We start from the raw sequence: 17,060 nt of genomic DNA, 5'->3' as shown, positions 1-17,060 counted from the left end.
TGCCGGATCGTCGCTTTGCCGGGCGGACGGCGGGAGCGCGCGGGAGGATGAGGGACGTGCGCGCTGTGACTGTGACCCCCGGTGTCCCGGACTCGCTACGGCTGGTCGAGGACTGGCCCGAGCCGGCGCCCGAGGAGGGTGCGATCCTGGTGGAGGCGCTGGCGGTGGGCGTCTGCGGCACCGACCACGAGATCGTCGCCGGCGAGTACGGCGAGGCGCCGCCGGGCCAGGAGCGGCTGGTGCTCGGGCACGAGTCGCTGGGCCGGGTGCTGGAGGATCCGACCGGCACGTTGCAGCCCGGCGACCTGGTGGCGGGCGTGGTCCGCCACCCCGATCCGGTGCCCTGCGCGAACTGCGCGGTGGACGAGTGGGACATGTGCCGCAACGGGCTGTACACCGAGCACGGCATCAAGGGGCTGCCCGGTTTCGCCCGGGAACGCTGGCGGCTGCAGCCCAAGTTCGCGGTCGGCCTGGACCCGGCCCTCGCGTCGGTGGGCATGCTGCTGGAGCCGGCCAGCGTGGTGGCGAAGGCGTGGGACCACATCGAGCGGATCGGGCGCCGGGCCGAGTGGACGCCGAAGAGCGTGCTGATCACCGGGGCCGGGCCGATCGGCCTGCTGGCGGCGCTGCTCGGCAGCCAGCGTGAGCTGTCGGTGCACGTGCTGGACCGCAACACCACCGGCCCGAAGCCGGACCTGGTCCGGGCGCTGGGCGCCACGTACCACACGTCGTCGGTGACCGAGCTGGACGTGAAACCCGACGTGGTGATCGAGTGCACCGGCGCGCCGGCGGTGGTGCTGGACGCCATGTGCAAGGCCGCGCCCACCGGGATCGTCTGCCTGACCGGTGTGTCCAGCGGCGGGCGGACCATCAACTTCGACGCCGGGGCGCTCAACCGGGAGCTGGTGCTGGAGAACAACGTGGTGTTCGGCTCGGTGAACGCCGGCCGGCGTCACTGGGACCTGGCCGCCGAGGCGCTCGCCCAGGCGGACCAGTCCTGGCTGACGTCGCTGATCACCCGCCGCGTACCGGTCTCGAACTACCGGGAGGCGTACGCCCGCACCGGCGAGGACATCAAGGCGGTGCTGGACTTCACGCAGTGAGGCGGGGCGCCGCGGTCGGCGCCCCGCGCCCTCAGATGCCGGGCAGCCGGCCGTTGCGGAACAGGTCCACGAAGAGCTGGTGGTCCTCGCGGGCCCGGATCCCGTACCGGTGCGCGAAGTCGACCAGGTAGTCGACGAACCCGTCCGGGTCGGAGTCGACGGCAGCGACGATCGCCTCCTCGGTGGAGTAGTCGACCAGGTCGTGGCTGGACTCGTCGTCGGCCACCGAGTGCATCCGGGCCACCGCGCGGCCCAGGTCGGCGAGCACCCCGGCCAGTTCCTCCGGCTCGTTCACGTCGGCCCAGTCGAGGTCCGCCGCGTACGGGGAGACCTCCGCGACGAGCTGGCCGACGCCGTCCAGCTCGGTGAAGCCCAGCCACGGGTCGGCGTGCGCCTGCAACGCGCGCTGCGACTCGGCGGTGCGGTGCCCCTGGTGCCGGAAGTACGACCGGACCCGCTCGTCGTCGACGTACCGCGCCACGGCCGGCACCTGCGCCTGCTTCATGTAGATGACGACGTCGTTCTCCAGCGCCTGGGTGTGCCCCTCCAGCAGCAGGTTGTACGACGGCAGCCCGGCCGACCCGATGCCGACGCCCTTGCGCAGCACCACGTCCTTGATGCCGGTGGCCACCGGGCGCAGCCGGGCGGCCGAGTCCGGCAGCGTGTGCAGGTAGTCGGCGAACGCGGCGCAGACCTTCTCCCGGGTCGCGTCGTCGATCTCGTGCACGCCGTCGCCGAGGGAGAACCGGCGCTCGTAGTTGTCGACGGTGGTCTGCGCGGCGAGCAGGTCCACCCGGGTGTTCAGCCGCGCCTGCTGGAGCACCCGGCGCAGCACGCCGTCGGCGTTGTCCAGCGTGATCGAGCCGATCGCGTCGTCCCCGCCGGCCGCGATGGCCCGCAGCTCGGCCAGGTACGACCGGGCGAAGCCGGTGACCAGTTCGCCGATCACCCGGTCGGAGAGGGCCTTCGCGTAGCCGATCAGCGCCACGCTCGCCGCGAGGCGCTTCAGGTCCCAGGTGAACGGCCCGACGTACGCCTCGTCGAAGTCGTTGACGTTGAACACGAGCTGCCCGGAGGCGTTCATGTAGGTGCCGAAGTTCTCGGCGTGCAGGTCGCCGTGGATCCACACCCGGCTGGTCCGTCCGTCGAGGAACCGGTCGCTGCCGAAGTCGCCGCGCTGGTCGGCGTAGAACAGCGCCGCGCTGCCCCGGTAGAACGCGAACGGTGACGCGGCCATCTTGCGGAACTTACGGCGGAACGCCGCCGGGTCGATCGCCATGGACGCGCCGAACTCCTCGGTCAGCACGTCGATGATGAATGCGGAGCGCTTCTCCGCGAAGTCGGTCATGAGCCGCAGGCTAGACCGGCGGCGCCACCCGACGGCTCAGCCGAGCGGCGGACGGACCGGCGGCGCGGTCAGCGCCTCGACCGGCCGCGCCACAGCGTCCGCCGGAGAGGCGAGCGCGTCGGGGCGGGCCACGCCGCCGACGCCGGACTGCTCGGCGGCGATCTTCTCCTGGAGGCGCAGGATGCCGTGCAGCAGCGCCTCCGGGCGCGGCGGGCAGCCGGGCACGTACACGTCGACCGGGATGAGCTGGTCGACGCCCTTGGTGACCGAGTAGGAGTCCCAGTACGGGCCGCCGCAGTTGGAGCACGCGCCGAACGAGATCACGTACTTCGGTTCGGGCATCTGGTCGTAGAGCCGCTTGACCGCCGGGGCCATCTTGTCGGTGACGGTGCCGCTGACCACCATCAGGTCGGCCTGCCGGGGGCCGTGGGCGAACGGGATCACGCCGAGCCGCATGAAGTCGTGCCGGCCCATGCTGGTCGCGATGAACTCGATGGCGCAGCAGGCCAGGCCGAAGTTGAACACCCAGAGCGAGTAGCGGCGGCCCCAGTTCAGCACGAACCGGATCGGCTCGCCGAGCACGCCCGGCAGCTGCATCTCCGACCTCCCGCTGTCCGTGAACCCCGAGCAGACAGTCAACCACAGCGGTCCGGTGTCGTACCCACGACAGGGAACCCGGGCAACTGTCCCCGGGGCCGGCGGGTGTCTTCACTGTCGGGCGGACGGAACCACCGCCGCCCACCACGGGGATCACGGAGGACCTGTCATGACCACACGTACGGCACGAGTCGCCACCGCGCTGCTGGCCGGGGCGGCAGCGCTGTTCGCGCTGGCCACGCCCGCCGCCGCCACGAGCGGCACCGCTGCGGCACGGCTGACCGTCGACACCGGGCCGCTGGTGCTGACGCCCACCGACCGGGGGTACGTCGGCACGCTGACCGCGACGATCAGCAACCGGGGCCGGGCCGACGGCGTCGCCGACCTGCGCATCACCGAGCCGGCCGGCGCCTCGTTCATCGGCCTCGACGACGGCACGCCGTGGTTCACCGAGGACCTGGTGGACAACCGCCGGGTCATCGGCAGCTTCGGCGGCCGGGTCGCGGCGGGCGACAGCCGGGCCCTGAGGCTCAACTTCCAGGTCTGGACGACCGCGCGCGCCTACCCGATGGTCGCGCCGGGCGGCTCGATCGCGGTGGTGCCGGGCGGCGGCGCCCGGGTCGCGGATCGCGACTCCTTCCCGACCGTGTTCCGGTCGACCTCGGGCAGCGTCCGCGCGCCGCGCGTCTACCGGCAGGCCACCGAGACGGACCTGACCGTAAACGGTCGTGACGTGACGCTGACCCGCCAGGCCGACGGAAGCCTGCTGGGCCGCATGCCGGTGACGGTGCGCTACGGCAACGACGCGCCGTCGTTCCGGCTCGCCGCGCGGGCGGCCCTGCCCGCCGGGGTCGAGGTCTGGAGCACCGACCCGCAGGACCTGCCCAGCTTCCCGGACTCGTTCGACGTCCCGGGCGGCCGGTTCATGCCCGGCGAGGAGCGCAGGTTCGACGTCGTCCTGCGGGCACCGGCCGGAACGCCGGCCGGCGTGCTGGGCAGCGGCACGTTCACCGTCGAGGCCCGCTACGTGAACGAGCCGGTCGCAGACGTCGACCCGGCGGACGACACCACCACGTTCAGCGTCGGCGCGGCCGGCTGAGACACCGCACGACGCGGCCCGCCCGAATCCGGGCGGGCCGCGTCCGCGTCACCAGGCCGGGCGCTGGAGCAACCCGACGAACTCGGCGAGCAGCCGCTCCCGCAGCCGGGCCGGCGCGGCGTCGAGCAGTGTGTTGACCACCGCCATCCGCTCCGGCGCACCGGCGTCGGCCGCCAGGCCGAGCCCGCCCGCCAGCCCGGCCACCAGATCGGGGGTGAGCGCCTCCGGGGTGAGGCTGCCGGCCAGCGCCAGCAGCTCCGGCGGCAGCACCACCGGCCCGGCGGCGCGGGCCGCCGCGACCGCCTCGGCCAGCGCCGGGCCGAACTCGGCCACCCGGGGCGCCACCGCCGCGGTCACCGTCAGGTGCACGCTGGCCGGCAGATCGGCGTACGTGAGCTGGGGCTGGGTGTGCCAGCCGCGCGCGGTCAGCTCGTCGACCAGCACGAACAGGTCGAGCCCCGGATCGTCGCTGGTGAAGCAGACGACAGTGGTCTCCGGTTCGGCCATCAGCCGCAGCCCGTCGGTGGCCCGGATCGCGTCGGCGAGCCCGGCGACCGCGTCCCGGGTGGCGGCGGCAAGCCGCAGGTACCCGTCCTCGCCGAGGTGCCGCAGCGTGGCGTACGCGGCGGCGATCGGCCCGCCGGAGCGGGTGGAGGCGATCACCGGGTTGACCATCGTGTACCCGGGCCAGTCCGCGTACGCGAAGAACTGCGGGGCGCGCAGCGCCGGATCGCGGTGCAGCAGCACCGAGACGCCCTTCGGCGCGTACGCGTACTTGTGCAGGTCCACCGAGATCGAGGTGACCCCCGGCACGGCGAAGTCGAACGGCGGCACCGGCGCGCCGAGCCGCCGCAGCCAGGGCAGCGCCCAGCCGCCGAAGCAGGCGTCCACGTGGCAGCGCACCCCGGCCGCCTCCGCGACGGCGGCGATCTCCGCGACCGGGTCGACCACCCCGTGCGCGTACGACGGCGCGGACGCCACCACCAGCACGGTCTCCGGGCGGATCGCGGCGGCCACCGCTGCCACGTCCGGGCGCAGCGTCACCGGGTCGACGGGCACCGTGTCCAGCGCGACCCGCAGGTAGTGCGCCGCCTTGGCGAACGCCGCGTGCGCGCTCGCCGGCGCCACGATCCGCGGCTCGGTCAGGTCGGGGCGGGCGTCCCGGGCCGCCTTGACGGCGAGCAGCAGCGACTCGGTGCCGCCACTGGTGACGCTGCCCACCACGTCCGGCGCGCCGGTGCCGGGGCCGCCGCCGAGCAGCCGGGCGGCGGCGCCGACGAGCGCGTTCTCCATCGCCAGCAGCGACGGGAACGCGGTCGGGTCGAGGCCGTTGACGTGGGCGCTCTGCGCGTACGCGGCGTGCGCCAGCTCGTCCAGACCGGCCACGCCGGGGTCGTAGACGTACGCGAACAGCCGCCCGCCGTGCGTGGGCCGGTCGGCGTCCCGCAGCGCGCGGATCTCGCCGAGTACGTCCGCCGCGGGCATCCCCTGGGCGGGCAGCGCACCGGCGCCTGCCGTGTCGGTCATCGGGTGGTTCCTCTCGTGGACGGGGTGCTCACGCCCGCGCGGCCGGCGCGGCGTCATCGGCCTCGGGTGCGGCGGCGGTCAGCTGGGCCGGGGTCAGGGTGTAGCCGCGCAGCAGCACCAGCGGGATCGCCACCAGCAGGGCGGGCAGCACGGTGAAGCCGAGCAGCACACCGAGCCGGGCCGTGTCGGACTGGGCGGCGGCGGTACCGGTGGACGAGGAGACATAGCCGGACAGCTGGAGCACCAGCCCGTAGATGCCCGGCCCCAGCGCCAGCCCGAACGTCTCCCCGGCGGTCCACAGCCCGGTGAACACCCCGGCCTGCCGCCGCCCGGTGCGCGCCGTGTCGTACGCGATGCAGTCCGGCAGCATGGCCAGCGCGAACACCTGCTGGCCCGCGTACCCGACGCCGATCACCGCGACCACCGCGTAGGCCGCGGCGGCGGGCAGCGCGGGCGCGGCGACCAGGGCCAGCGCGCCCACCGCGAAGATCAGCGACGCGGCGACCAGCGACGCCCGCTTGCCCAGCCGGGCGCCGGCCCGCGACCACAGCGGCATGACCAGCAGCGCGGGTGCCACGAAGCAGGCGAACAGCAGCGTCGGGCCGCTGTCCGGCTCGCGCAGCACCTGGCCGGCGAAGTACTTCACCCCGGCCAGCACGGTGGCCACCCCGGCGGACTGGATCACGAAGCAGATCAGCAGCACCCGGAACGGCCGGTTGCCGGTGGCGACAGCGAGCTGGGCGCGCAGGCTCGGCTCGCTCTCCCCCACCGTGCCGGTCGGCGCGGACCGGGTGCCCAGGAACACGCCGACGGTGCCGGCGACGATCAGCGCGGCGACGAACAGGCCCATCCACCGGTGACCGGGCACGCCGTCGCCGCCCGCGCTCACCACGGCCGGGGCCACCGCGCCGGAGACCAGGATGGCCAGCGCCAGCACCGCGATCCGCCAGGTCATCAGCCGGGTACGCTCCGCCGGGTCGGCGGTCAGCTCGGCCGGCATGGCCACGTACGGCACCTGGAAGAACGCGAACGCGGTAGCTGTCGCCAGGAACGCCAGCGCCACGTACGCGGCGGCGGCCGGACCGTTCGCGAACGGCGCCGCGAAGATCGAGGCGAACAGCACGGCGAGCGCCAGCCCGCCGACCAGCAGGTACGGACGGCGGGCGCCCCAGCGGGAGCGGGTCCGGTCGGAGATCCGCCCGGCGACCGGGTTGACCAGCACGTCCCACGCCTTCGGCAGGAGCACCAGCAGCGCGGCCAGCCCGGCGGCGACGCCGAGCGTGTCGGTGAGGTACGGCAGCAGGAGCAGCCCGGGCACGGTGCCGAACGCGCCGGTGACCAGGGAACCGAGCGCGTATCCGAGGTGCACCCGGCGGGGCAGGCCCGAAGCTGTCATGGAGCCGAATGCTACTCACGTTATGGCTCGCGTCACATCCCCTCCCGGACGCTGCTTGTTCGATGCCGCCAAGCGCTCGCGAGTCGCAACAAGCCGCAGGTCGGCACCGTTACCCTGTAGGGCATGGACCCGGCCCGATCCGTTCGCAGCTCGCGGGCACCGTACGAGGCCCGCCCCGGCCGCCGTGCGGTCGTGGTCCCCGCCCTGAGCGAATTGCAGGGCCCGGTCACCGGCATCGTCGAGTTGCCCCACCGGCTGTTCTGGCAACCCGACCGGCACGTCGACCTCGACGTTCCGGGGCTGCTCGCCTGGATGTACGAGACGGTGCTCACCGAAGCCGTTCATCCCGACGAGCTGCGCACCTGGCTGCACGGACCCACCCTCGTCCGGCTGTGGCCCGAGCTTTACGTGCCCCGCGGTGTCCGCCGCGCCTGGGAAGAGAGCCACCCGGTGCTGCGCGCCCGGGACGTCGCCGCCTGATGTCACCCGCGCCGGACCCGTTCCAGCACGAGGTCGCCCGTATCGCGCTCGCCGTGGCCGGCCGACACGGCTTCGCCCTCGCCGGCGGCCAGGCCCTCATCGCCCACGGCATCGGCGCCCGTCCCACCGAGGACGTGGACCTGTTCACCGATCTCGACGGCGGGGTCACCGCAGCCGCCGAGCTGGTGCACGCCACCCTGCTCGATGCCGGGTTCCAGGTCGAGACCATCGCCGAGCCCACCGAGCTGGACGATGTCTTCTACGGCTTCGAACACGACATGACCGAGTTCGAGGTTCGCCGCGACGACCGGACCGTACGACTGCAACTCGTGCGCTTCGCGCGCAGCGCCAGCCCGATCGTGCTCGACGTCGGGCCGGTGCTGCACCTGGACGACGTGATCGGCACCAAAGTCGCCGCCATGGTGACCCGTGCTCAACCCCGCGACTACATCGACGTAGCCGCCGCGCTCCGCCGGTACAGCAGGAACGACCTGGTGGACCTCGCACGGCGTGCCGACCCGGCGCTCACCGACGAAGAGTTCCAGGACGCGCTGCAGCGCCTCGACCGCCTCCCCGACACCGTCTTCGCGCTCTACCGCCTCACCCCGGCTGAGATCCACGACCTCCGGCACGCGTTCTCCGAGTGGCCGCGATGACTCGGCCCCGTTGAGCGGAGTCGCGATCGATCGACCGGCCGCCTCCGACGCGGTCGGGTCACCCCTCGTCCGGCGACCAGGACGCCGCCGCCAGGTCCACCCGGTCGCCGCGCAGCGGGCACCCCTCGGCGAGCAGCCGTTCCCGCGCCTTGCGCTCGTGCCCCGGCGGCAGCCGGCCGGCCGAGTTCACCACCCGGTGCCACGGCACGCCGCCCCCGTGCCGCGCCATGATCGAGCCGACCAGCCGCGGCGACGCCCGCCCGGAGCGGTCGGCGAGCGCGTCGGCCACCGCCCCGTACGACATCACGCGGCCCGGCGGGATCCGCTCGACAAGTGCCAGCACCGCCTCGACGTACTCGTCAGGTGTCACGAGCTGCCACGATATGGGAACGCGCCGCGGCGTCACAGACCGCAGCGCGCAGAATGGTCGGGTGCGCGAAGCAGTCACCTCGGCCCGCCGGATCGTCGTCAAGATCGGTTCGTCCTCGCTGACCACCGCGACCGGCGGCCTGGACGACGCCCGGGTCGACGCGCTCGTCGACACGCTCGGCGGGCTGGCCGCCGCCGGACGCGAGGTGGTGCTGGTCTCCTCCGGCGCGATCGCCGCCGGCCTCGCCCCGCTGCGGCTGCCCCGGCGCCCGCGCGACCTGGCCACCCAGCAGGCCGCCGCCAGCGTCGGGCAGGGCCTGCTGATCGGCCGGTACGCTGCCGCGTTCGCCCGGCACGGCCGCACCGTCGGGCAGGTGCTGCTCACCGTGGACGACGTGACCCGGCGCGCGCACTACCGCAACGCGTACCGGACGCTGCGGAAACTGCTCGACCTGCGGGCCGTGCCGATCGTCAACGAGAACGACACGGTGGCCACCGAGGAGATCCGGTTCGGCGACAACGACCGCCTCGCCGCGCTCGTCGCCGCGCTCGTCGACGCCGACCTGCTGGTGCTGCTCTCCGACGTCGACGCGCTCTGGACCGGCAACCCGGCCCGCCCGGGCAGCACCCGCATCACCGAGGTGCACGGCGAGGGTGACCTCGCGGGCGTGGACATCGGCGGGGCCGGCCGGGCCGGGGTGGGCACCGGGGGCATGGTGACGAAGGTGGAGGCGGCCCGCATCGCGACCGGCTTCGGCATCCCGGTGGTGCTGACCGCCGCGCCGCTGGCCGCGCCGGCGCTGGCCGGGGAGCCCGTCGGCACGTACTTCCACCCGAGCAGCCGCCGTCCCGCCGCGCGCCTGTTCTGGCTGGCGCACGCGACCGCGCCCCGGGGCCGCCTGCACCTCGACCCGGGCGCGGTGCAGGCGGTGGTGGGCCGCCGCAAGTCGCTGCTGCCCGCCGGCATCACCGCCGTCGACGGCGCGTTCACCGCCGGGGACCCGGTCGACCTGGTCGACACCGCCGGCGCGCCGGTGGCCCGCGGGCTGGTCAACTACGACGCGGTGGAACTGCCCGGCCTGCTCGGCCGTTCCACCTCCGAACTCGCCGCGGCGCTCGGCCCGGCGTACGAACGTGAGGTCGTCCACCGCGACGACCTCGTCCTGCTGTAAGCAAGGGCCCCTTATTAACAGACGTCTGTTAATAAGGGGCCCCTCCTTAAAACACCTCCGAAGGAGTACGCACGATGAGCGTCGTCGAGCAGGCCCGGCGAGCCCGGGACGCGGCGGAAGCCCTGGCCACGGCCACCCGTACCGTCAAGGACGCCGCGCTGCACGCGATGGCCGACGCGCTCGTGGCGCGTACCCCCGAGGTGTTGGCGGCGAACGCCGCGGACCTGGCGGCCGGGCGCGAGGCCGGGCTGTCCGCGGCCGTGCTGGACCGGCTCGCGCTCGACGAGGGCCGGGTGGCGGCGATCGCCGACGCGCTGCGCCAGATGGCCGCGCTGCCCGATCCGGTCGGTGAGGTGGTACGCGGCTCGACGCTGCCGAACGGCCTGGAGCTGCGCCAGATCCGGGTGCCGTTCGGGGTCGTCGGCATCGTCTACGAGGGCCGGCCGAACGTGACAGTCGACGCGGCCGGGATCTGCCTGAAGTCCGGCAACGCGGCGCTGCTGCGCGGCTCCTCGTCGGCCGCGCACTCGAACGCGGCGCTGGTCGAGGTGCTGCGCGACGCGGTCGCCGGCGCCGGACTGCCGGCCGACGCGGTGCAGCTGCTCGACTCCAGCACCCGTGACTCGGTCAAGGAGCTGATGCGCGCCCGCGGCCTGGTCGACGTGCTGATCCCGCGCGGCGGCGCGTCGCTGATCCGCGCCGTGGTCGAGGAGTCGACGGTGCCGGTGATCGAGACCGGCGTGGGCAACTGCCACGTGTACGTCGATGCCGCCGCCGACCTCGGCAAGGCGCTGGCGGTCACGTTGAACGCCAAGACCCAGCGCCTGTCCACCTGCAACACCGCCGAGTCGCTGCTGGTGCACCGCGACGTCGCGGACGCGTTCCTGCCGGCGGTGCTCGCCGCGTTCGCCGAGGCCGGGGTGACCGTGCACGGCACGCCCGAGGTGGCCGCCCACTCCGACGCCGTGGTGCCGGCCACCGAGGAGGACTTCGGCACCGAGTACCTCTCCGCCGACATCTCGGTCGCCGTGGTCGACTCACTCGACGCGGCGGTCGCGCACATCCGCCGGTACGGCACCGGCCACACCGAGGCGATCGTCACCGACTCGCAGCGGGCGGCCCGGGAGTTCGTGGCCCGGGTGGACTCGGCCGCGGTCATGGTCAACGCGTCCACCCGGTTCACCGACGGCGGCGAGTTCGGATTCGGCGCGGAGATCGGCATCTCGACGCAGAAGCTGCACGCGCGCGGCCCGATGGGCCTGCCGGAGCTGACCAGCACCAAGTACGTGGTGACCGGCGACGGTCACCTACGCTGACCGACCTTGCCCGTTGTGGCGCGCCGGCGCCACCCCCGCACTTTGATGCCGCCACTTCCCCGAACTGGTGTTGATCATCAGCTGGCCGGGCTAGGCGATCTGGAGTGGATCTCCGTCGGCCGGTGCGGCGGGGTCGACCGGCGGAACTGTGCCGGGCTGCGGCGGTGCGGCGATCACCTGGGCGGTGGGCTCCGATGGCGGCGTAACCAGCGGAGGCAAACCCGGGGACACGGGGGCGGCCGGTGGCACCGCAACCGCCGGAGGCAGAGCGGGCGGCACCGGGCCGGGCAGCAGCTCCGACACCAGCTGCGCGGCAGGCCCGGCGCTCTCGTCGGGAAGCAGATCGGGCGTGACGATCCAGGCGGACCACGGCCCCGGCCCGCTGTCCGCACCGGCCGACACCTCAGCACCGGCCGACGGATCAGGCCCTGCTCCCGATCCGGGCGTCGCATCCGGCCCGATGTCCGGACGGAACCAGGTATCCGGCCCGAGACCCCGGGCCGGAAACAGCTCCGGCGCGCCGTCCGACAGCGCGGGCGCGATCCCGGCCGACGGGTCGGTGCCGAAACTGGACGACAGGTCGGAGCCGAAGCCCGCCGAAGGGTCGGAAGCGGGACCCGCCGATGCGACCGATGCCCCGGCCGGGCCGGTCAACGGGCGAGCCGGGCCGGTCAACGGGCGAGCCGGGGCGGTCAACGGGCGAGCCGGGGCGGGCTGCGGAGACACGGGCGCAGGCGACACGGGCGTGGAGGCGGGCGGCCCAGAGTCGGGCGCGGGCGGCCCAGAGTCGGGCGCGGGCGGAGACGTCGAAGCGGGGAGCCGGCGCGGGCGCGGGGCCGGCATCGCGGGCGGCGGGGGCAGCTCGGCGGGGCGCGGCGCCACGAACGGCGCGCCGGCTACCGGGGCCTCGGGCGTGTTCGGACGGCACGCCCGGATCGCCCGCAGCGTGGTGTGCACGTCGAACTGGTGGCCGTCGTCGCTGTCCCAGCCGCCGTCGCTGCGCTGGGTCTCGGCGAGCCGCCTGCGCGCGGACACCAGCAGCCACTGCTCCTCGCCGACGTCGACCCGGCGCAGCGTGGCGGCGAGCCAGGCCACGTCGGCCGGGGACATCCGGGGGATCCGGTCGGCCAGCACCGCCTGGATGCGCGCCGACTCGTAGTACATCTGCTGGCGGTGCAGTACCGCGGCGGCGAGCCAGCCGGCGGGCAGGAAGGACGGCCAGCTTCCGTCCGGGGCGAGCTGGGCGGCGAGCGCCTGGGCCGCCGCCTGCACCACACCGGCGTACGCGCCGCCGACCCGGTGGTCCAGCGGCCCGGCGGCCCGGGCGTCCAGCCCGGCCACCGTGAGCCAGAATCCGGCGTTGGCGGTCTGGTAGAGCCGGGCCTCCGGATCGCCGGGGGTGGCCCATTCGGGGGCGAGCCCGGCCAGCGACGGATCCTCGTCCCAGCCGCCGTCTGGTAGCTGCCGGGCGGCCAGCCAGTCCAGCGCGTGCCGGGCCGCCGGGCGGCCGAGCGCGCCGAGGTCGTCCAGCTCGGCCAGGCGGAAGCAGGTCGCGTCGATCGAGGCGACTTCGCCGTCGAGTACGGCGGGCCAGCCGCCGCCCGGCGCCGGCCCGGACTCGGCGGCGTCGAGCACGTCGGACGGCGCCGGAGCGCCGGTGCGCAGCCGGGAGAGACGGGCGCGGTCCACCGCGTCTCCGTGAGCGACGACGAATCCGATCGCCGCGTCCAAGTCCACCACGGCCCTGACGGTACTGGCGCGGCCGGGGTTACGCCTCGGTAGCTCGGTCAGGGCCGGTACCGCCCACCGGTCGCCGAACGCATCCACCTGCGGGTCGGGCGACCAGGCGTTTGTCCACGCCACGGGGTACGGAGAGCACGACGGGCCCGCCCGGGGAACCGGGCGGGCCCATCGACGCGACTCAGTACGACGGCAGGGACGGGTCGATCTGCTTGACCCAGGAGAGCACACCGCCCTGGACGTGCACGGCGTCGTTGAAGCCGGCCGCCTTCAGCGCGGCGAGCGCCTCGGCCGAGCGGACGCCGGACTTGCAGTGCAGCACGATCTGCCGGTCCTGCGGGAACTTCGCCAGCGCCTCGCCGGAGAGGATCTCGCCCTTGGGGATGAGCGTCGAGCCGGGGATGCGGACGATCTCGTACTCGGCGGGCTCGCGCACGTCGACCAGGAAGATGTCCTTGCCGGAGTCCTGCCAGTCCTTCAGCTCCAGCGCGGTGATGGTCGAGTCGACCACCGCCTCCTGCGCCTCGTCGGAGACCGCGCCGCAGAAGTCCTCGTAGTCCTCCATGAGGTCGGTGAGGGTCGGGTTCTCACCGCAGAGCACGCAGTTCGGGTCCTTGCGGACCTTGATCTTGCGGTAGCTCATCTCCAGGGCGTCGTAGACCATCAGCCGGCCGACGAGCGGCTCACCGATGCCGGCGAGCAGCTTGATCGCCTCGTTGACCTGGATCGACCCGATGGACGCGCAGAGCACGCCGAGCACGCCGCCCTCGGCGCAGGAGGGGACCATGCCGGGCGGCGGCGGCTCCGGGTAGAGGCAGCGGTAGCAGGGCCCGTGCTCGGCCCAGAACACCGACGCCTGGCCGTCGAAGCGGTAGATCGAACCCCAGACGTACGGCTTGCCGAGCAGCACCGCGGCGTCGTTGACCATGTACCGGGTGGCGAAGTTGTCGGTGCCGTCCACGATCAGGTCGTACCGGGAGAAGATGTCCCGGACGTTCTCCCGGTCCAGCGCGGTGTTGTGGATCTCCACGTTGACCAGCGGGTTGATCTCGCGGATCGACGCGGCGGCGGACTCGGCCTTGGAGCGGCCCACGTCGGAGACGCCGTGGATGACCTGGCGCTGCAGGTTCGACTCGTCGACGGTGTCGAAGTCGATGATGCCGAGCGTGCCGACACCGGCCGCGGCCAGGTAGAGCAGGGCCGGCGAGCCGAGGCCGCCGGCGCCGACACAGAGCACCCGGGCGTTCTTCAGCCGCTTCTGCCCCTCGACCCCGACGTCCGGGATGATCAGGTGGCGCGAGTATCGGCGGATCTCGTCTACGGTCAGCTCGGCGGCGGGTTCGACGAGCGGGGGCAACGACACGGTGGACTCCCCGGGATCGGCGGTGTGACCGCGCCATTGTCGCTCGCCCGGACGGGGATCGGCCATGATGAGGGACACTCGGCCCGAACTGCGGGACCGGGAATAACTCAGACCCCGTCGGTGGGCTCGCCGGAGTATCGGGCCCCGTCGACGTACGGCCAGGCGTTCGGCAGGCAGCCGTCCAGCCCGTACGTCTGCTGCTGCATCACCGGGGCGGGCGCGCCGGGCGCCGGGCACGCCTGGTGCAGCTCGCCGAACTCGTGCCCGACCTCGTGGTTGATCACGTAGGTCCGGTAGACGTCCAGCGGGGCGCCGTAGTCGGGCACCGCCGTCATCCAGCGGGCCAGGTTGAGCACGACCCGGCCGGGCAGCCGGCAGGAGGTGTACCGGTCGGTGCGCAGTCCGCCCTCGGCGCACATCCGCTCGGAGGTGACGGGGGTGGCGAGGTAGACGGTGAAGTCGGCGGCGGCCGCCTCGGGCACCCGCTGCACCCGCAGTTCCCCCGACGCGATCCAGCTGCGCGGGTCGCCGAGCACCGCGTCCACGGTGGCGGCGAAACCGTCGGCGTCCTGCCCCGTACCGTGCTCGACCTCGACCCGGTAGCGGCGCAGCGGCCCGGCGTGTCCGCGTACCGGGGATCGGCCCTGGGCCACGGCGAACGTGCCGGGGCCGGCGGTGGGGTAGCCGGTCGGCGGCGCGGCCGGGACGTCGGCCTCGGCGGCCCCGCGGGCGAGCGACGGCTCGGCCGCGAGCGACGTCCCGCCGGGCCCGGGGGCGTTCAGCCGGGTGACGCCGACCGCTCCGCTGCCGGCGGCCAGCAGCATCGCCAGCAGCAGCACCGAGCGGCGGCGACGACGGCGCATGCGGCGCACCGTGGGACGCTCGGCCGGGTGACGGGGCGGCGGTCGGCGGCGCGGCTCGGCGTGCATGTCGTAAGGGGACGACGAGGTCATGACATCAGCGTGCCATGCAATTCGGGCATTTAGCTGCTTTTGCCGCCTATGCCGCGAATGTTCTTCACGAACCGGCGGTCACAGGCTCGGCCCGGCGTACCGCTTCCCGCCCACGTAGGGCCACGGGTTCGGGCGGCAGCCGTTGAGGAAGAGCGTCTGCTGCTGCATCACCGGCGCGGCCCGCCCCGCCCGCGGACACCCCTCGTGCCGGTGCCCGAGCTGGTGGCCCACCTCATGATTGATCACGTAGAGCCGGTAGTCGTCGAGCGTCATCCCGGCGGCGACCAGGTGCGGCGCGGAGGTCCGCCACCGGTCCAGGTTGATCACTACCTTGCCCGGAACCCGGCAGGACGTGTACGGCACCCCGCCCACGCGGATGTCGATCCCGCCCGCGCCACACAACCGCCGCGCCGTCTCCCGGGTGGCCAGGTAGATCGTGAAGTCGTACCCGCTGCCCGGCCCGACCCGCTGCAACCGCAACCGGCCGCCGTCCACCCAGCTCCCCGGGCCGGCCAGCGCCCGCTGCACCGCATCGCCGAAGTCGCGGACCTGCTCGCCCGAGCCGTTCTCGACCGCCACCCGGTACCGCTGCAGCGGCCCGGATCGGCCCAGCACCCCGCCGGGCCGGTCGTCGTAGCCGAAGCTGCCCCGCCCCTTCGCCGGCCCCGGGTCGAACAGCGTCAGCACCGGCGGCGGCGAGGAGCTGGGCGTCACCACCGGCGACGGGGACACGCTCGGCGGCGTCCGCGTCGGCGCCGGAGGCTGGGCCACGAACCCGTCGGTGACCCGCATCCCCGCCCCCGCCGACGGAAGTTGCAGCGCCGCGCCGACGCCGACCGCGGCGACGGCGAGGAAGGCGCACACCACGAGGGCGGAGCGCCAGGGACGAGCGGAGGCCCGGGACCGGGCGGTGCGGGGAGGGCGTGAGCTGGGCATCCGGCTCAGCCTGCCATGTCGCGCCCCGTTCCGCTCTCCCCCGCACCGGCGTCCGGCGACGACGGCTCGCCGAGTAGCCCCAGCACCGCCCGCGCCACCGTCCGCGGGACCTCCAACTGCGCCACGTGCCCGACGCCGTCGAGCATCAGCAGCCGGCTGTCCGGGATCACGCGGGCCGCCTGCGGCGCCACCCGGACGTCGACCAGGCGGTCCTGCCTTCCGCCCACCACCAGCGTCGGCGCCCGCACCGCCGCCGCCTGCCGCCACAGCGCGCCCTCCCCCGGCAGGTACGAGCGCAGGAAACTGCCGACCAGTCCCCGGAAGGTACGCACGTACGCGGCGGCGTGGTGCGCTGCCTCGTACCGGACCCGGATCTCGTCGATCGCCTCCTGCCGGCGCTGCTCGCTGATCCGGGTCAGATCCGCGACGCACGCCTCCATCACCTGCTGCGCCGCCACCTCGGGCGTGAACTGGGCCAGCCGCCAGGCGGCCAGCCGCTCACCACGGGGGATCGCCAGCAGCGGAAGCATCCGCCCCTGCAACGAACGCCGGAAGTCCAGGAACGGCAGGGCCGGCGAGATCAGGGTGAGCGTGCGGACCAGGTCCGGCCGCAGCGCCGCCACCCGGACCGAGATCGCGCCGCCGAGCGAGTTGCCGAACAGGTGCACCGGCCCCCGGTCGGTGTGCTCGATCCAGCGGATCACCCGGTCGGCGAAGGCCGGGATGGTGTAGCGCGGTCCGGGCTCGCTGCGCCCGAAGCCGGGCAGGTCGATCGCCTGGCCGTCGAGCCGGCCGGCGAGCAGGCCGGCCAGGTCGGTCCAGTTCTGCGCGGACCCGCCGAGGCCGTGCACGTACAGCGCCGGTTCCGCGCCGGGCCCGGTCGCCGGGGTGTCCCGGACGTGCACGAGCGTGCCGTCGAGCCGGACGTGCCGGCCGGGCCAGGGCGGCGGGACCTCGTGCGCGGGGAGGCTGTGCTCCGGCCAGAGTGCGGCGCGTTTCATGTCT

At 74.1% G+C, this 17,060-nt stretch carries 15 protein-coding genes and 1 pseudogene; 6 read left to right on the top strand and 10 right to left on the bottom strand.

Annotated elements, in window-relative coordinates; all coding sequences use genetic code 11:
• The first annotated feature begins 56 nt into the window (after positions 1-56).
• A complete protein-coding gene (locus tag O7542_RS29100) occupies positions 57-1,103 on the top strand; it encodes a glucose 1-dehydrogenase (RefSeq protein ID WP_281605483.1) in 1,047 nt (348 codons plus the stop codon).
• A gap of 31 nt (positions 1,104-1,134) precedes the next feature.
• On the opposite strand, the gene O7542_RS29095 is transcribed toward O7542_RS29100, so the two are convergent.
• Entirely contained in the window at positions 1,135-2,451 is a 1,317-nt protein-coding gene (locus O7542_RS29095) for a DUF2252 domain-containing protein (RefSeq protein ID WP_043328199.1), read from the bottom strand.
• A gap of 36 nt (positions 2,452-2,487) precedes the next feature.
• Entirely contained in the window at positions 2,488-3,048 is a 561-nt protein-coding gene (locus O7542_RS29090) for an NADH-quinone oxidoreductase subunit B (RefSeq protein ID WP_043328197.1), read from the bottom strand.
• A gap of 169 nt (positions 3,049-3,217) precedes the next feature.
• Here O7542_RS29090 and O7542_RS29085 point away from each other — a divergent pair, with 169 nt between their 5' ends.
• Positions 3,218-4,147 carry a hypothetical protein gene (locus O7542_RS29085; protein WP_281605482.1) on the top strand — a complete coding sequence of 310 codons (930 nt, stop codon included), beginning with the start codon at positions 3,218-3,220 and terminating at the stop codon, positions 4,145-4,147.
• A 48-nt stretch (positions 4,148-4,195) separates the two neighbouring features.
• Here the strand turns inward: O7542_RS29085 and O7542_RS29080 are convergent, their stop codons facing one another.
• Together O7542_RS29080 and O7542_RS29075 are read right to left on the bottom strand one after the other, a co-directional pair.
• Positions 4,196-5,674 (bottom strand): aminotransferase class V-fold PLP-dependent enzyme, encoded by a 1,479-nt coding sequence (locus O7542_RS29080; RefSeq protein ID WP_209963335.1) that lies wholly within the window; start codon positions 5,672-5,674, stop codon positions 4,196-4,198.
• Positions 5,675-5,702: 28 nt separating this feature from the next.
• Positions 5,703-7,070: an MFS transporter gene (locus tag O7542_RS29075; protein WP_064446637.1), complete on the bottom strand. Its 1,368-nt coding sequence runs from the start codon at positions 7,068-7,070 to the stop codon at positions 5,703-5,705.
• A gap of 123 nt (positions 7,071-7,193) precedes the next feature.
• Between O7542_RS29075 and O7542_RS29070 the strand changes: the two genes are divergently transcribed.
• A complete protein-coding gene (locus tag O7542_RS29070; RefSeq protein WP_043328193.1) occupies positions 7,194-7,550 on the top strand; it encodes a hypothetical protein in 357 nt (118 codons plus the stop codon).
• Positions 7,550-8,206 (top strand): nucleotidyl transferase AbiEii/AbiGii toxin family protein, encoded by a 657-nt coding sequence (locus O7542_RS29065; protein WP_043328191.1) that lies wholly within the window; start codon positions 7,550-7,552, stop codon positions 8,204-8,206. The genes O7542_RS29070 and O7542_RS29065 overlap by 1 nt, the downstream gene beginning before the upstream one ends.
• Positions 8,207-8,264: 58 nt before the next feature.
• On the opposite strand, the gene O7542_RS29060 is transcribed toward O7542_RS29065, so the two are convergent.
• Positions 8,265-8,576, bottom strand: a complete 312-nt coding sequence (locus O7542_RS29060) for an MGMT family protein (RefSeq protein WP_043328189.1) — start codon at positions 8,574-8,576, stop codon at positions 8,265-8,267.
• Between the two features lie 13 nt (positions 8,577-8,589).
• Here O7542_RS29060 and proB point away from each other — a divergent pair, with 13 nt between their 5' ends.
• Together proB and O7542_RS29050 are read left to right on the top strand one after the other, a co-directional pair.
• The gene (proB, locus tag O7542_RS29055; protein ID WP_051611346.1) at positions 8,590-9,747 is read left to right on the top strand and encodes a glutamate 5-kinase; all 1,158 of its coding nucleotides are present in this window, start codon (positions 8,590-8,592) and stop codon (positions 9,745-9,747) included.
• Between the two features lie 74 nt (positions 9,748-9,821).
• On the top strand, positions 9,822-11,063 hold the full coding sequence (locus tag O7542_RS29050) for a glutamate-5-semialdehyde dehydrogenase (RefSeq protein WP_064446638.1): 1,242 nt from the start codon (positions 9,822-9,824) through the stop codon (positions 11,061-11,063).
• 921 nt (positions 11,064-11,984) lie between these two features.
• On the opposite strand, the pseudogene O7542_RS30565 reads toward O7542_RS29050, so the two are convergent.
• The 5 genes and pseudogenes from O7542_RS30565 to O7542_RS29025 all read right to left on the bottom strand — a co-directional run.
• A pseudogene (locus O7542_RS30565) lies at positions 11,985-12,815 on the bottom strand (hypothetical protein); the annotation flags it as partial.
• Between the two features lie 169 nt (positions 12,816-12,984).
• Positions 12,985-14,232 carry an adenylyltransferase/sulfurtransferase MoeZ gene (gene moeZ / locus O7542_RS29040; RefSeq protein WP_176722780.1) on the bottom strand — a complete coding sequence of 416 codons (1,248 nt, stop codon included), beginning with the start codon at positions 14,230-14,232 and terminating at the stop codon, positions 12,985-12,987.
• A gap of 41 nt (positions 14,233-14,273) precedes the next feature.
• The gene (locus O7542_RS29035) at positions 14,274-15,119 is read right to left on the bottom strand and encodes a DUF3152 domain-containing protein (RefSeq protein WP_104115501.1); all 846 of its coding nucleotides are present in this window, start codon (positions 15,117-15,119) and stop codon (positions 14,274-14,276) included.
• A gap of 78 nt (positions 15,120-15,197) precedes the next feature.
• Positions 15,198-16,055 (bottom strand): DUF3152 domain-containing protein, encoded by an 858-nt coding sequence (locus O7542_RS29030; protein WP_281605480.1) that lies wholly within the window; start codon positions 16,053-16,055, stop codon positions 15,198-15,200.
• Between the two features lie 5 nt (positions 16,056-16,060).
• Positions 16,061-17,056, bottom strand: coding sequence for an alpha/beta hydrolase (locus O7542_RS29025; protein ID WP_281605479.1), 996 nt, complete (start codon positions 17,054-17,056; stop codon positions 16,061-16,063).
• Between the last annotated feature and the right edge of the window lie 4 nt (positions 17,057-17,060).

This window comes from Micromonospora sp. WMMC264 (assembly GCF_027497275.1).
GTDB classification, from domain to species: domain Bacteria; phylum Actinomycetota; class Actinomycetes; order Mycobacteriales; family Micromonosporaceae; genus Micromonospora; species Micromonospora chalcea.
The sequence above is the reverse complement of the archived record's forward strand: the minus strand, read 5'-3'. Positions and strand labels throughout refer to the sequence as shown.